This is a genomic window from Stenotrophomonas sp. TWI273, assembly GCF_039674765.1.
Classification (GTDB): domain Bacteria; phylum Pseudomonadota; class Gammaproteobacteria; order Xanthomonadales; family Xanthomonadaceae; genus Stenotrophomonas.
The window spans coordinates 304,208-317,778 of the sequence record NZ_JBDJOA010000001.1 but is presented as its reverse complement, the minus strand read 5'-3'; the positions used below and the strand labels follow the sequence as shown (position 1 = coordinate 317,778).

15 protein-coding genes are annotated in these 13,571 nt (G+C 66.9%); 4 read left to right on the top strand and 11 right to left on the bottom strand.

What is annotated here, in order from left to right; all coding sequences use genetic code 11:
* Positions 1-5 precede the first annotated feature (5 nt).
* The 10 genes from flgJ to ABE571_RS01200 form a co-directional block, all read right to left on the bottom strand.
* Positions 6-1,220, bottom strand: coding sequence for a flagellar assembly peptidoglycan hydrolase FlgJ (flgJ, locus tag ABE571_RS01245; protein WP_346493044.1), 1,215 nt, complete (start codon positions 1,218-1,220; stop codon positions 6-8).
* Between the two features lies 1 nt (position 1,221).
* The gene (locus tag ABE571_RS01240) at positions 1,222-2,337 is read right to left on the bottom strand and encodes a flagellar basal body P-ring protein FlgI (RefSeq protein WP_346462694.1); all 1,116 of its coding nucleotides are present in this window, start codon (positions 2,335-2,337) and stop codon (positions 1,222-1,224) included.
* 106 nt (positions 2,338-2,443) lie between these two features.
* Positions 2,444-3,136 (bottom strand): flagellar basal body L-ring protein FlgH, encoded by a 693-nt coding sequence (gene flgH / locus ABE571_RS01235; protein WP_346482288.1) that lies wholly within the window; start codon positions 3,134-3,136, stop codon positions 2,444-2,446.
* A 22-nt stretch (positions 3,137-3,158) separates the two neighbouring features.
* Entirely contained in the window at positions 3,159-3,944 is a 786-nt protein-coding gene (gene flgG / locus ABE571_RS01230) for a flagellar basal-body rod protein FlgG (RefSeq protein WP_102788470.1), read from the bottom strand.
* A gap of 105 nt (positions 3,945-4,049) precedes the next feature.
* Entirely contained in the window at positions 4,050-4,805 is a 756-nt protein-coding gene (locus ABE571_RS01225; protein ID WP_121036760.1) for a flagellar basal body rod protein FlgF, read from the bottom strand.
* Positions 4,806-4,837: 32 nt separating this feature from the next.
* Entirely contained in the window at positions 4,838-6,061 is a 1,224-nt protein-coding gene (flgE, locus tag ABE571_RS01220) for a flagellar hook protein FlgE (RefSeq protein WP_313212291.1), read from the bottom strand.
* A 31-nt stretch (positions 6,062-6,092) separates the two neighbouring features.
* A complete protein-coding gene (locus tag ABE571_RS01215; protein WP_346493043.1) occupies positions 6,093-6,779 on the bottom strand; it encodes a flagellar hook capping FlgD N-terminal domain-containing protein in 687 nt (228 codons plus the stop codon).
* A gap of 26 nt (positions 6,780-6,805) precedes the next feature.
* On the bottom strand, positions 6,806-7,213 hold the full coding sequence (flgC, locus tag ABE571_RS01210) for a flagellar basal body rod protein FlgC (protein ID WP_346493042.1): 408 nt from the start codon (positions 7,211-7,213) through the stop codon (positions 6,806-6,808).
* 3 nt (positions 7,214-7,216) lie between these two features.
* Complete coding sequence (gene flgB, locus ABE571_RS01205; protein ID WP_152150781.1) at positions 7,217-7,612, bottom strand: flagellar basal body rod protein FlgB; 396 nt, start codon at positions 7,610-7,612, stop codon at positions 7,217-7,219.
* A 230-nt stretch (positions 7,613-7,842) separates the two neighbouring features.
* A complete protein-coding gene (locus ABE571_RS01200; RefSeq protein ID WP_070471614.1) occupies positions 7,843-8,787 on the bottom strand; it encodes a chemotaxis protein in 945 nt (314 codons plus the stop codon).
* A gap of 105 nt (positions 8,788-8,892) precedes the next feature.
* On the opposite strand from ABE571_RS01200, the gene flgA reads away from it, so the two are divergent.
* The 4 genes from flgA to ABE571_RS01180 all read left to right on the top strand — a co-directional run bounded on the left by flgA (position 8,893) and on the right by ABE571_RS01180 (position 11,595).
* Positions 8,893-9,540: a flagellar basal body P-ring formation chaperone FlgA gene (flgA, locus tag ABE571_RS01195; RefSeq protein ID WP_313218283.1), complete on the top strand. Its 648-nt coding sequence runs from the start codon at positions 8,893-8,895 to the stop codon at positions 9,538-9,540.
* A 109-nt stretch (positions 9,541-9,649) separates the two neighbouring features.
* Positions 9,650-9,952 (top strand): flagellar biosynthesis anti-sigma factor FlgM, encoded by a 303-nt coding sequence (flgM, locus tag ABE571_RS01190; RefSeq protein ID WP_313212294.1) that lies wholly within the window; start codon positions 9,650-9,652, stop codon positions 9,950-9,952.
* A gap of 2 nt (positions 9,953-9,954) precedes the next feature.
* Positions 9,955-10,287 carry a hypothetical protein gene (locus tag ABE571_RS01185; protein ID WP_026070037.1) on the top strand — a complete coding sequence of 111 codons (333 nt, stop codon included), beginning with the start codon at positions 9,955-9,957 and terminating at the stop codon, positions 10,285-10,287.
* 84 nt (positions 10,288-10,371) lie between these two features.
* A complete protein-coding gene (locus ABE571_RS01180; protein ID WP_346493041.1) occupies positions 10,372-11,595 on the top strand; it encodes an ATP-binding protein in 1,224 nt (407 codons plus the stop codon).
* Between the two features lie 218 nt (positions 11,596-11,813).
* On the opposite strand, the gene ABE571_RS01175 is transcribed toward ABE571_RS01180, so the two are convergent.
* Positions 11,814-13,571 carry an EAL domain-containing protein gene (locus ABE571_RS01175; protein ID WP_346493040.1) on the bottom strand — a complete coding sequence of 586 codons (1,758 nt, stop codon included), beginning with the start codon at positions 13,569-13,571 and terminating at the stop codon, positions 11,814-11,816.

The window sequence follows — 13,571 nt, the reverse complement described above, 5'->3', positions numbered from 1 at the left end:
TTACCTCAACGACGGATGACACCCAGCCCGGTCGGGCTGGCGGTGCTGGCAAAAGTGCGGCCCAGGCGCTCGCCGGCATCGCTCACCGCCGCGACGGCGCGCTCGATGGTCGGGCCGCCGGCGATCGCGGCGATCTTGGCCGCGTAGGTCGGATCGGTGGCGTAGCCGGCGCGCTGCAGCCCCTGCGCGAAGCTGCGCACGTTGCTGCCGGCCTGGAGGGCGTTCTGGTAGCGCGGGCTGGTCTTGAGCAGGCGCACGTAGTCGGCGAAGCTCTCGCCCACCGAGTTGTAGGCGCGGAAGCTCGCCGTCTCGTTGCGGCGCACACCGTTGACGTACTCGTGGGTGCCGCTGGTGGCGCGCTCACCCTGCCAGCCATTGGCCTTGATCCCGAACAGGTTGTGCGAGCTGTCACCGCCACTGCGGCGGACCAGCTTGCGGCCCCAGCCGGTTTCCAGCGCGGCCTGGGCGACCAGCGCCTTGGCATCCACGCCCAGTTCGCGCGCGGCCTGCTGCGCATGGCCCCAGATGCTGGCCACGAAGCCTTCCGGCGTGTGCGGGCCGAGCTCGGCGGCGGCTGTGTTGGCCGCCAGGGTATCGGCGGCGCTCGGGCCGGTGGCCGTAGTGCGGTTGACGCCGGTCCAGCGGTCATCGGCCATGGCCCAGTCGGCGCTGGCTGGATCGGTCACAGGGGTCGCCGCGTAGGGATCGCTGCGGCCGATCGCCTCGTGCATCTGGCTGCTTTCACGGCCGGCAATCAGGTCCAGCGCGCGTTCCATCGGCTGCAGCACCGCGGACGGTGCATCGCCGTTCAACTGCTGCAGCAGGTCGACCTCGCGTGGCGCGGACGGCGCGGTGCTGGCCGGCAAGGGCATGGCGGCGGCCGGTGCATTGAGTTGATAGGCGCGCAGGGCCGCGGCCGGGTTGAGCGTGGTATCGACCGGCTTGGCCGTCTCGCCCTCGGCGCCGCCCAGCTGGCGCGCGATCATGCTCGACAGCCCCAGGCCGCGGCCGCGGGTCATCGCATCGGCGATCTTCTGGTCGTACATCTCGCGGAACATGGTGTTTTCGCCGGGGAACAGCGAATCGCCGAAGCTCGCCTCGCGCATGCTCTTGATCAGCATCTGCGCGAACTGGCCTTCCAGCTGGCGGGCAACCTTGTCGACCTTGGCCGGGCTGTTGGGCTGGGCGGGATTGAGTTCCAGGGCCGGTTGGATGCGCATGTCAGATCACCTCGAGTTCGGCACTGAGCGCGCCGGCCTGCTTGAGGGCTTCCAGGATGGCGATCAGATCGCCCGGGGCCGCGCCCACGGCATTCACCGCGTGCACGATTTCATCCAGCGTGGTGCCGCCGTTGAACTTGAACATGCGGCTGCCATCGTTGGTCGCGGTGATGGTCGACTGCGGCGTCACCACGGTCTGGCCGCCACTGAACGCGCCCGGCTGGCTGACGTTGGCGTTCTCGTTGATGGTCACGGTCAGCGAGCCATGGGAGATCGCCGCAGCGCCCACGCGCACCTGCGCGCCGATCACCACCGTACCGGTACGCGAATTGACCACCACCTTGGCCGGCGCACTGCCGGGGGTCAGTTCCAGGTTTTCGATACGCGCCAGCAGGCCGATGCGCGCGCCCGGATCGGACGGCGCGTTGACCGCCACGGTGACGCCATCGATCGCGCGGGCGGCGCCTTCACCGAAGGCGGTGTTCAGTGCCGCCACCATCCGCGAGACCGTGGTGAAGTCGTTCTTGTGCAGGTTCAGGGTGATGTCGCCACCGCCGCTGAACACATCCGGCAGCGCACGCTCGACGGTGGCGCCATTGGGAATGCGGCCGACGCTGGGCACGTTGACCGACACGCGCGAGCCATCCTTGCCCTGCGCACCGAAGCCGCCGACGATCAGGTTGCCCTGGGCGATGGCGTAGACCTGCCCATCGGCACCGCGCAGCGGCGCCATCAGCAGCGAGCCGCCGCGCAGCGAGACCGCGTTGCCCACCGAGGAAACGGTGATGTCGATCGGCTGGCCGGGCTTGGCGAACGGCGGCAGCTCGGCATGGATGGCCACGGCCGCCACGTTCTTCAACTGCGGGTTGACGTTGGCCGGTACGTTGACGCCCAGCTCGCCCAACAGGTTCTTCAGGCTCTGCACGGTGAAGGGCGCCTGGCTGGTGCGGTCGCCGCTGCCATCCAGGCCGACCACCAGGCCGTAGCCGACCAGCGCGTTGCCACGCACGCCGCCGACCTGGGCCAGGTCCTTGATGCGCTCGGCGGAGGCGGGCGCGACCAGCGCGAACACGGCCAGCAGCGCCAGCACGGCACGCGTCGCGCCGTGCGACACCATGCGTTGCGTCACCATGTAGAGCGACGCCGCGCGTCGCTGCTTCGCCACGTGGGGGTACGCCATGCGTCGCTGCCGGAACAGGGAAAGGGAGAAGGTCATGTCAGGCTCAGTACGGCGCCAGCGCCGAGTTGAAGAAGCGGCTCAGCCAGCCCATCGCGTTGGATTGGGCGATCGCGCCGCGGCCGCCGTAGACGATGCGGGCATCGGCAACGCGGCTGGAGGGAATGGTGTTGTCCGGGAAGATGTCCGCCGCGCGCACGATGCCCTGCACCTGCACCAGCTCATCGCCCCGGTTAAGGCGCAGGTTCTTGGCGCCCTGCACGACCAGGTTGCCGTTGGGCAGGCGCTGGATCACGGTGACCGTCACGCTGCCCTGCAGGCGGTTGCTCTGCGCGCTGGTGCCCTTGCCGGTGAAATCGCGTGAGCCGGCGGCGCTGGCACTGAGGATGTCCTTGCCGCCGAGCGTGACCGGGGCGCCGAAGATGGTCGGCGTGCCGATGCTCAGCTCCGACTCTTTCGAGGTGGAGGTGTTGGCGGTGGTCTGCGCGGTGGTGTTCTCGGTCAGCGTGATCGTAAGCAGGTCGCCCACATCGCGGGCGCGCCGGTCCGAGTACAGCTGCAGGCCGGGGCCGGCGGCGTAGATCGCACCGGCCGTGGCCTGGGCCGAGGGCGGCATGATCGGTTCCACCGGCGCCATGGCCGGGTAGGGGCGGACATCGCCGGCGATCACGCAGCCACTCAGGGTGGCGACGATGACGGCGGCGGCGAGCAGGCGGAGGGCAGGGGCAAGACGCGACATGGCAGGTTCCCGGGTCGACCGATCAGACGTTCTGGTTGAGGTAGCCGAGCATGGCGTCGGTGGTGGAGATCGCCTTGGCGTTCATTTCGTAGGCGCGCTGGGTTTCGATCATCGAGACCAGTTCTTCCACCACGTTGACGTTGCTGCCTTCCAGTGCACCCTGCACCACGGTGCCCAGGCCGTTCAGGCCGGGGTTGCCGTTCTGCGCCGGGCCGGAGGCGGTGGTTTCCAGGAACAGGTTTTCACCGCGCGCCTGCAGGCCCGCTGGATTGACGAAGTCGGTCAGGGTCAGCGCGCCGATTTCCACCGAGGCGGCGTCGTCGGCCATCTTCACGCTGATGGTGCCGTCGGTGCCGATGGTGAGCGACTGCGCGCCTTCGGGAATCTGGATGCCCGGCTGCACCGGGTAGCCGCTGTTGGTGACCAGCTCGCCATCCTGGTTGCGCTGGAATGAGCCATCGCGGGTATAGGCCGAAGAACCATCCGGCATCTGCACTTCAAAGAAGCCGCGGCCGTTGACCATCACATCCAGCGCGCGGCCGGTCTGCTGCTGGCTGCCCTGCTCGAAGTTCTTTGAGGTGGCGACCACGCGCACACCGGTGCCCAGCTGCAGGCCCGACGGCAACTGCGTCTGCGCCGAGGAAGCGCCGCCGGGCTGACGGACCTGCTGGTACAGCAGATCTTCAAAGCTGGCACGGTCCTGCTTGAAACCGGTGGTGTTGGTGTTGGCGAGGTTGTTGGAAACCACCGACATGCGCGTCTGCTGCGCATCCAGTCCGGTCTTGGCGATCCACAATGCCTGGTTCATGGCGTCATTCCTGTGTTGTAGCGGGTGGCCGCGTGGTGCGGCCCTTGCGAAGGGCAATGCATGGCGCGTGCCAGAACGGCGCCGGGATTACGTCACGGCGCGCGGTCAGCCGCCCAGGCGCAGCAGGCTGTTGGCGCTGCGCGCGTTGTCATCGCCGTGCTTGATGACTTTCACCTGCATTTCGTACTGGCGCTGCAGCTGGATCATCTGCACCAGTGCACCGGCGGCATCCACGTTGCTGCCTTCCAGCTGGCCGCTTTCCAGCGACTTGCCCTGGGCCTGCACGAACGGCTGCTGTGGGTCGGTGTTGCGCATCAGTCCATCCAGGCCGCGTTCCAGCCGTGCGTCGTCGGCCTGCACCACGCGGATGCGACCCACGTTGGCCATCGTCTGCGGGCCTTCGCCCAACGGAATGATCGAGATCGTGCCGTCGTTGCCGATGTCCATCGCCTGGTGCGGCGGGATCGCGATCGGATTGCTGTTCTCATCCAGCACCGGATGGCCGCCGGCGGTCACCAGCTGGCCATTGGGCGTGATCGACAGCGCCGCGCCCCGGGTATACGCCTCACCCGCATTGGCGCCGGGTGCCTGCACGGCCAGCCAGTTGCCGGCCTGCAGGGACAGATCCAGCGGGTTGCCGGTGATCTGCTGGGCGCCCATGCGCCGGTTGAAGCCGGCATCCACGTGCAGGGCATCCACGCGCGAGGCATAGCCGGTCCCTTTGATCGGGAAGGCCTCGGTGTTGGCGAGCGCCTCCTTGAAGCCGGGGGTATCGGTGTTGGCCAGATTGTGCGACAGCGTGCCCTGCGCCTGCAGGGAAGCGCGTGCACCGGTCATCGCGACGTAGAGTGCCTTGTCCATCGGTGTAGTCCCGTGTTGCGGTCAGTGGCTCATCAACGCAGGTTGATGATGGTCTGGGTGATCTGGTCCTGCGTGGAGACCATCTGCGAGTTGGCCTGGAAGTTGCGCTGGGCGGTGATCATGTTGACCAGCTGCTCGGTCAGGTCGACCGTGGAGGCTTCCAGCGAACCGGCCTGGATCTTGCCCAGGTTGGAGCTGTCCGGTGCACCGGTACGCGGGGTGCCGGAAGCGAAGCTCTCCGTCCACAGGTTGTTGCCCTTGGCTTCCAGGCCCTGTGCGTTGTTGAAGGTGGTCAGGGCCACCTGGCCCAGCGCCTTGTCGTCGCCATTGGAGTAGCGCGCGTAGACGATGCCCTCTTCGGAGACGGTGATCTCGTTGAGCTTGCCCGCTGCATAGCCGTCCTGCTGGGTGTTGCGCAGCGCGAACTTCTCGCCGTACTGGGTCGAACCGCTCAGGTTCAGCGACATCGACAGCACGCCGGCGCCGGTGGTCGGGGTGAACGGATCCATGACGATCTGGCCGTTGGCCGGGCTGGTCAACGCACCGCTGTCGGAGAACTGCAGCGTGGTCGGGGTACCGGCAGCCTTGCCGTCCACATAGTTGTAGACCTGCCACTCGTTCGGGTTGTCGGTCTTCACGAAGTAGGAGGTCTGGGTGTGGCTCACGCCCAGCGAGTCGTACACGGTGATGCCGCCGGTGGAGTGGTTGTAGCTGTTGGAGTCGGTCGGGTCGAAGGTGTCGACCGTCGGCTGCTTGGCGTTGGCCGGCAGGGTGAAGCTCACATCGACCTTGCCGGTCTGCCGCGGCGGGCTGTCGGTGGTCATCAGCTGCAGGTCGGTCAGGCGGCCGGCATCGAAGTTGGTGCCGTCCGCGTTCGGGGCGAACACCTGCAGGCGCGCGCCCTGCGGGTTGGTCACGTAGCCGGCCTGGTCGGTCTGGAAGTTGCCGGCGCGCGAGTACACGCGCTCACCGTTCATGGTCAGGGTAAAGAAACCTTCGCCGGAAATGGCCATGTCCAGGCTGCGCCCGGTCTGTTCGTTGTTGCCCTGCGAGAACTGCTGGGCGACGTTGGTCACCCGCACGCCGGAACCGACCGCGTTCTTGGACAGGCCATAGCTGGTGGCCGAGAACAGATCGGCGAACTCCGCGCGCGACTGCTTGAAGCCGGTGGTGTTGACGTTGGCGATGTTGTTCGCGGTGACGTTCAGATCGGCATTGGCTGCGTTGATGCCGGACAACGAGACGTTGAAGCCCATGGGATGCTCCTGTGGATGCGGGTAAGGCGGCTCAGCTGATGCGGAGCACGTAGTCGATCGGGGCCGTGCCCAGACCCTTGAGGTTGAGGTACAGGCCGTCCGTGCCGACGGTGACGCTCTCCACCGGGGCCTGAACGTAGGTGTTGAGCTTGGTCTTGGTGCCGGCGGTATCGGTATGCGAGGCGGCGATGGTGTAGGTGCCGTCGGCCATGCGGTTGCCGTTGGCGTCCTTGCCGTCCCAGTCGAAGGTGACTTCGCCGGAGGCCTTGGCTTCCACGCTGATCTGGTTGACCTTGACGCCGTTGGCATCGGTGATGTCCACCGTCACGAAGCCGGCGCCGGGCGCGGCGACCATGCCGGTGACGTCACCGTCCTTCTCCAGCGCGAGCTTCTCCGACGGCACCAGCACTTCGTGGCCGACCAGGGCCGCGCCGCGCAGGATCTGGTCGCTGGACATCGAATCCTGGAAGCCCTTGACCGTGTTGTTGAGGTCGGTGATGCCCTGGACCTGCGACAGCTGCGCCATCTGCGCGACCATCTGGGTGTTGTCCATCGGCTTGAGCGGGTCCTGGTGCCGCAGCTGCTCGGTCATCAGGCGCATGAAATCGGCCTGGTCCAGGGTGCTCTTTTTCTTGCTGGTATCGCTGTTGGGCGCGTTCAGGCCCAGCGCGGTGTAGATATCGCTGCTGTTCTGGCCAACGCCGTTGGTGCTGCTCATGGGAGGGGATTCCTGCGGTAAGAGGGTCAGCGACCCATGGTCAGCGTGGCCAGCGCCAGTTCCTTGGCGGTGGTCAGCATTTCCACGCCGGCCTGGTAATTGCGCGAGGTGGAGATCAGGTTGACCATCTGCGCGACCGGATCCACATCGGGCTGGTAGATGTAGCCATCGGCATCGGCGAGCGGGTGGCCCGGCTCGTAGCGCTGGATCGGCGCGGCGTTGCTCTGGCTGATTTCCTTGACCTGCACCGTGGTGATGTTCGGGTCGGTGCGGCTGGTGACCGACTGGAAGATCGGCTCCAGCGGCTTGTAGACCGCACCGGCCGACCCGGCGACGGTATCGGCGTTGGAGAGGTTGGAAGCGATGGTGCTCATGCGCACGGACTGCGCCTGCAGCGCAGAGCCGGCGATATCGAAAATGGGCAGATTGCTCATGGCTTATTGCCCCGTGATCGCGGTGAGCATCGAGCGCACCTTGGATTCGACGAAGCTCAGCGAGGCGCGGTACTCCAGCGCGGCGCGGCCGTAGGCGGCGCGTTCGGCATCCGGGTCGACGGTGTTGCCGTCGATGCTCGGCTGCACGCCTTCCTTGGCGATCTGGAACGGGTTCAACCCGCCGCCGATCTCATAGTGCTTTTCACTGGTGGTCTTCAGCAGACCGTTGCCATCCAGGCCCTGGGCATTGCGCAGGGCGGCATCGAAGTCCAGGTCCTGGGCCTTGTACCCGGGGGTGTCGGCATTGCTCAGGTTGCTGGCGATCAGCTTCATCCGCTGCTCGCGCAACGGCATGGCCTGGGCGTGGACACCCAGATAGTTCGAAATCAGATTGGGCATGACGCACTCCCACGGGACGATGCCTGGGGCAGTGCAAGCGGCGTGCCAGAGGGGCGGCAGAAGAGAGGGGCCGGTGCCCGGCGGCATCATTCACGCCGGGAGATTCACCACGCCAGGGAGGCCAAGGCCCCGCGTGGAGTCAGGAAACAGCCCTCGGCGTAGATCCACGCCATGCGTGGATGCCGTCAACCAACCCGAGGGAGGGCGCCGACACCAGGGCCGGCCGCCCTTTACGCCGCCATCGCCACCTTGCGCAGGCGGTCCAGCAGGAAGTCCGCCAGCTCATGCGGGGAGTACTTGGCCACGAACGCGTTCGCACCGACCCGCTCGACCATCGCGTTGTTGAACACGCCCGACAAGGACGTGTGCAGCAGCACGTACAGGCCGGCCAGGCCCGGGTGACGCCGGATTTCCGTCGTCAGGGTGTAACCATCCATCGCCGGCATCTCGATATCGGAGATCACCATGGCGTAGCGCTCGGCCGGGTTCTCGCCCGAGGCGTGGATCTGCAGCAGGTGGTCCAACGCCTGCTTGCCGTCCGACAGCAGGGTCGCCCCGACCCCCAGCTGGTCCAGCACGCTGCGGATCTGCTGGCGGGCCACGCGCGAATCGTCCACCACCAGCACCTGCATCGGCGGGGCATCGGGGGGCAGGGCCATGGACGGGTCCAGCACCGCTTCGCCCCGGATCTCGGCGATGTCGGCCAGCACGCTTTCCACGTCGATCACCTGGATAAGCTCGCCCTGGAAGCGGGTCACCGCCGTCAGGTAGCTCGATTCGGCGCCCAGTTCCGGTGGCGGATGGATGTCTTCCACGGCGATGTTGACGATGCGTTCCACACCACTGACCAGGAAGCCCTGGATGGAGCGGTTGAACTCGGTCACCACCAGATAGCCCGGCGCCTTGTCGGCATCGGGCTCACGCTCGGGATGGCCGATCGCCAGGCCCAGGTCCAGCACCGGCACCGAGCGGCCACGCACATCGGCCACACCGGCGAACTGGCTGGGCAGCCCGGGCACCTGGAACAGATCCGGGCGCCGCAGGACTTCCTGCACCTTGAACACGTTCACGCCAAAAAGCTGACGTCCCCCCAGCCGGAACAGCAGCAGGGCCAGACGATTGTGGCCGGCCAGGCGCGTACGCTGGTCGATGCGGTTGAGCAGGTCATGGGACATGGGCTTGGTATCGGCGGCGGTGGCGATGACTTGAGCGCGGCGTGCGCCAGGCTTCGGCACGGCGCTTGCATCGTGCTGCCCATGTTCCTTGCCCCTGGAGTGCCCATGCGTTCTCTTGTCCTTGCCGCGCTGGTGCTGGTGGCGCCCGCCTGGGCCGCCGGCGGCTGGCAACCCGTGGACAGCATCCGCCAGGCGGCGCTGGGCACCCTCCCGGCCGGCAGCGAAGGTGACACCACGCTGGATTCGGCACTGCGCCTGCCGGCCTGCGGCCAGCCGCTGGCGGCCCAGCCAACCGGCAGCAGCACCGTGGAGGTCAGCTGCCCCGATGCGGGCGGCTGGCGCCTGTTCGTACCCGTAAAAGTGCGTCGCAACCAGACGGTGCTCATCCTCAACCGTGGCGTGGCCGCTGGAGAAACCCTGGCGGCCGCCGATATCACCACTGGCCAGCGTGATGCGGCCCGGATCGCCGGCGCCGCGTTGGCCGATCCGGCCGCGGCGGTCGGTCGCGTGGCACGCAGGACCCTCAGTGCGGGCAGCCTGCTGTCGGCCAATGACCTGGTCGCGCAGCGGCTGGTGCGGCGGGGCGACAGCGTCGCGCTGGTGTCGCGGCGGGGCGGGGTGGAGGTCCGGGTGGCCGGACGCGCCATGGCCGATGCCGGCGAAAACGAGCGGGTCTCGGTCGAGAACCTGTCGTCCCGCAAGATCGTGCAGGGCACCGTCGCGGCCAGCGGTGACGTTTTAGTGACGCGCTGAACACGATTGTGAATACGCGCCACTTTTCCGGCAAAACCTGCAATATTCCCCTAAAGATGGCGTCCGCCCGGCCGTTATCCCTTGTGAACCGCATTCCCAGGACAACTCCATGAGCCAGAAAATCGACGGCAACCTCCCGGCCACCGCCCATCTGCGCAGCGTCGCTCCGGGTAACAAGCCGAGCGTCAGCACCGATGCCCCGGCCCGGCCGGTGGAAGCCGCTGACAGCCTGCGCCTGACCGGCGAAGCCACCAGCCTGCAGACCCTGCAGCGTGAATTGTCCACGGCGCCGGCGATCGATGCCGGGCGTGTGCAGGCGGTGCGCGATGCGCTGCAGAACGGCAGCTACAAGATCAATCCTGACGCGATCGCTTCGCGCATGCTTGAGCTGGACCAGCAGCTGCAGGGATGAAGCTGGCGATGAGCGAGCCGCTGCAACGCCTCAGCGATGCCCTGGACGTCGAACGCCAGGCATTGGTCGAGCATGACGTGCACGCGCTGATCCGTGCGACCGGCGCCAAACTGGAAGCGCTTCGGGCGCTCGAGGCCGCGCTGCCGGTCGGCCAGGCCGAACGCGTGCAGGAACTGGCCGAGCGCAACCACGCCAACGGTGTGCTGCTGTCGCGCCGCCGCCGCGAGGTCAACTGGGCCCTGCGCCAGCTCGGCCGCAGTGAAGAATCCTCGGCGTATGACGCCAAGGGCCAGTCGCACATCCTGCATACCCGGCGGCCCCTCGCGGTCGCCTGATCTCCCCGTCTGGCGGCCCCCGGCTGCCGATGTGAACGTCACCGCGTATATTGAGCGCCTGTTTCCAGCCGCCTCGATGTGACCGTGACCGTAACTTCCGCCCTTGTCACCGCCCCGTTGCCCCCGCATCCGGTCCTGCTTGCCCTGTTTGAACGGATCAAGGAGGGCGTGCTGCTGTTCCGCGAGGATGGCAGCGTGGCGCTGGCCAATGCCGCCGTCAGCGAGATCCTCGGCCAGGCCGAGCGCGATGCCGCCCTCACCCCGGCGCAATGGCTGCGCCAGCTGCTGCCACCGGATGCGCTGGAACAGGCGCGCCTCAACGGCCACTGGAACGGGAGCCTGCCGGTCGACGAGCGCATGGTCATCGCCCACGTCTACCATCATGACGATGGCGGCCAGCGGCACTATCTGGCCCTGTTCCGCCGCATCGAAGGCCAGGAGGATTACGAGCGCGAGCTGCAGCAGCGCCATGCCGAACTGCGCCAGGCCTACCTGCGCCTCAACGGCACCCAGGAAAAGCTGCTGCAGTCGGAGAAGATGGCCTCGATCGGCCAGCTCGCCGCCGGTGTGGCGCACGAGATCAACAACCCGATCGGTTATGTGCACTCCAACCTCGGCAGCCTGCAGGAATACCTGCGCAGCCTGTTCACCGTGATCGAAGCCTACGAGCGGGCCCTGCGTGCGCCGGACCCGAAGGCGCTGATCCCGGAAATCGATGACATCCGCCAACGCTTCGACATCGATTTCATCAGCCGCGATCTTCCGCAGCTGATGGCCGAATCACGCGAGGGCATCGAGCGGGTGACCCGGATCGTGCGCGATCTGAAGGACTTCTCGTATTCCGGCCGGGATGAGTCGTGGAAGCTGGTGGACCTGCATGCGGGCCTGGAATCCACGATCAACATCATCTGGAACGAGCTCAAGTACAAGGTGACCCTGCACCGCGAGTTCGGCCAGCTGCCGCTGGTGGAGTGCCTGCCGTCGGAGTTGAACCAGGTGTACATGAACCTGCTGCTCAACGCCGGCCACGCCATTGCCGACCGCGGCACGATCCATGTGCGCACCGGGGTCGAGGGCGACACGGTCTGGGTGGAATTCGAAGACACCGGCGGCGGCATCTCGCCGGACCTGCGCCAGCGCATCTTCGATCCGTTTTTCACCACCAAGCCGGTCGGCAGCGGCACCGGGTTGGGGCTGTCGATCTCCTACAGCATCATCAACAAGCACCATGGACGCATCGATCTGGAGAGCACGCCGGGGATGGGCTCCAAGTTCCGGCTGGTGCTGCCGATCAAACAGCCGCGCTGATCCGACAACCGTCGCGCCGGCCGCTGGCCCGCATTGCGCGGGCTTTCAGGCATCGCGTTCGGTTGGGCAAGAGCAGCCGACCAACGGTCGGCTCTACCAGGATCTCCGGCGCGTGCAACGTAGAGCCGACCGTTGGTCGGCTGCCGCCTCAATCCGCCTCAATCCGTCTCAATCCGCCTCAATCCGCCTCACTCCGACTCAATCCGCGTCAATCCGCCTCAATCCGCGTCGACCGCCGGCAGCGCTGGCGCCGGTGCCGTGTTCGCCCGGCGCTGCTCCTCGTGGGTGCGGAATGCCTGGTGGATGTGCTTGCGCAGCTCATCATCGTTCCACGGCTTGGTCAGGAACCGGTAGATGGCGCCACGGTTGATCGCGTCGGTCACGGTATTGAGGTCGGTGTAACCGGACAGCACCAGGCGGATCGTATCCGGGTAGAGCATCTTCACCCGGCCCAGGAACTCGGTGCCGCTCATGTCGCTCATGCGCTGATCGGACAGGATCACCTGCACGTCGTTGATGGCCAGCAGATCAAAGGCATCGCGCACGTTGCCGGCAGCGAGAATGCGGTAACCGTCGCGACGGAACAGGCGCACCAGCGAGCGCAGCACGTTTTCTTCGTCATCCAGCAGCAGCAGCGTGCGGTCCGGACGGGTTTCTGCGAAGGCCTCCGGACGCAGGTAACGGCGGCGCAGGGTCATGCCGGCGGCATCGGCCGACATCGGCTCGCCGAACAGATAGCCCTGGAACACATCGCAGTCGTTGCGGCGCAGGAAGCCGAGCTGGGCCTGGGATTCCACGCCGTTGGCGATCACGGTCATGCCCAGCTGGTGGCCCATGGCGATGATCGCGCGGGCAATCGCGGCTTCGCGGTTGCCGGCCGGCGCGCTCTTGATGAAGCTGCGGTCGATCTTGAGCTTGTCCACCGGATACCGGACCAGCGCGCTGAGGCTGGAATCACCGGTGCCGAAGTTGTCCAGGCTCAGGCTGATGCCTTCGTTGCGCAGGTTGACCAGGGTTTCGTGCACGAAGTTGACGTTGTTGGTCAGCGCGCTTTCGTTGATCTCCAGCGTCAGCATCTGCGCCGGGACGCCAGCGGCCTGCATCAGCGACATGACCTCGGCGAAGAAGTTCGGGCGCAGCAACTGCAGGGTGGATACGTTCACTGCGATGGTGAAGTCATCGAAGCCCTGGTCGCGCCACAGCTTGGCCTGTTTGAGCGCGCCTTCCAGCACCCAGGTGCCGATCTGCACGATGATGCCCAGGCGCTCGGCGGTGCGCATGAAGCGCTCCGGCACCAGCATGCCCAGCGTGGGCGATTGCCAGCGCAGCAGTGCTTCCATGCCGACCACGTGGCCGTCGCGGGCGCTGACCAGCGGCTGGTAACGCAGTTTGAGCTCGCCATTGGGGATGGCGTCGACAATCTGGCGCGCGATGATGCTCTCGCTATGTGCGCTGGACGGCGTATCCACCGCGTGGATGCGCACCGCATTGCCGCCTTCGCGGGCGGCCTGGTGCAGCGCATCTTCGGCGTGGTCGAGCAGGCGCGACACGCCGGTGCCGTGCTCCGGGCACAGGCTCACGCCCAGCTTGCCGGTCATGAACAGCGTGTAGGGCAGCACCGACAGCGGCAGCTCCAGCTGCTGGCGGATTTCCTCGGCCAGGTCCTCGGGCAGCGGCATGTCCGCAGTGCGCGGCACGGCCAGCAGGAATTCATCGCTGCCGTGGCGCCACAGCTTGCCGCGCCCGCGCAGGTGGTGCTGCAGGCGTTGTGCGACCAGCACCAGGGCCTGATCGCCCACCTCCGCACTCATGTTCTCGTTGACCGAAGCGAAGTGGTCGATATCCACGTGCATCAGCATCAGCGGCGTGCCGCCGGAGGCAGCCTCGGTCACCATGGCCTGCAGCTCGGGGTTGCCCGCGCCCAGGCGGGGCGGTGCATCCTCGATGCTGACCAGGGGCAGGGAAGGGTTCCACAT

Bases quoted from the DNA above. Each gene is read 5' to 3' on its own strand.
- flgJ (WP_346493044.1), bottom strand. From the start codon at position 1,220: ATGCGCATCCAACCGGCCCTGGAACTCAATCCCGCCCAGCCCAACAGC.
- ABE571_RS01240 (WP_346462694.1), bottom strand. From the start codon at position 2,337: ATGGTGTCGCACGGCGCGACGCGTGCCGTGCTGGCGCTGCTGGCCGTG.
- flgH (WP_346482288.1), bottom strand. From the start codon at position 3,136: ATGTCGCGTCTTGCCCCTGCCCTCCGCCTGCTCGCCGCCGCCGTCATC.
- flgG (WP_102788470.1), bottom strand. From the start codon at position 3,944: ATGAACCAGGCATTGTGGATCGCCAAGACCGGACTGGATGCGCAGCAG.
- ABE571_RS01225 (WP_121036760.1), bottom strand. From the start codon at position 4,805: ATGGACAAGGCACTCTACGTCGCGATGACCGGTGCACGCGCTTCCCTG.
- flgE (WP_313212291.1), bottom strand. From the start codon at position 6,061: ATGGGCTTCAACGTCTCGTTGTCCGGCATCAACGCAGCCAATGCCGAT.
- ABE571_RS01215 (WP_346493043.1), bottom strand. From the start codon at position 6,779: ATGAGCAGCACCAACGGCGTTGGCCAGAACAGCAGCGATATCTACACC.
- flgC (WP_346493042.1), bottom strand. From the start codon at position 7,213: ATGAGCAATCTGCCCATTTTCGATATCGCCGGCTCTGCGCTGCAGGCG.
- flgB (WP_152150781.1), bottom strand. From the start codon at position 7,612: ATGCCCAATCTGATTTCGAACTATCTGGGTGTCCACGCCCAGGCCATG.
- ABE571_RS01200 (WP_070471614.1), bottom strand. From the start codon at position 8,787: ATGTCCCATGACCTGCTCAACCGCATCGACCAGCGTACGCGCCTGGCC.
- flgA (WP_313218283.1), top strand. From the start codon at position 8,893: ATGCGTTCTCTTGTCCTTGCCGCGCTGGTGCTGGTGGCGCCCGCCTGG.
- flgM (WP_313212294.1), top strand. From the start codon at position 9,650: ATGAGCCAGAAAATCGACGGCAACCTCCCGGCCACCGCCCATCTGCGC.
- ABE571_RS01175 (WP_346493040.1), bottom strand. From the start codon at position 13,571: ATGTGGAACCCTTCCCTGCCCCTGGTCAGCATCGAGGATGCACCGCCC.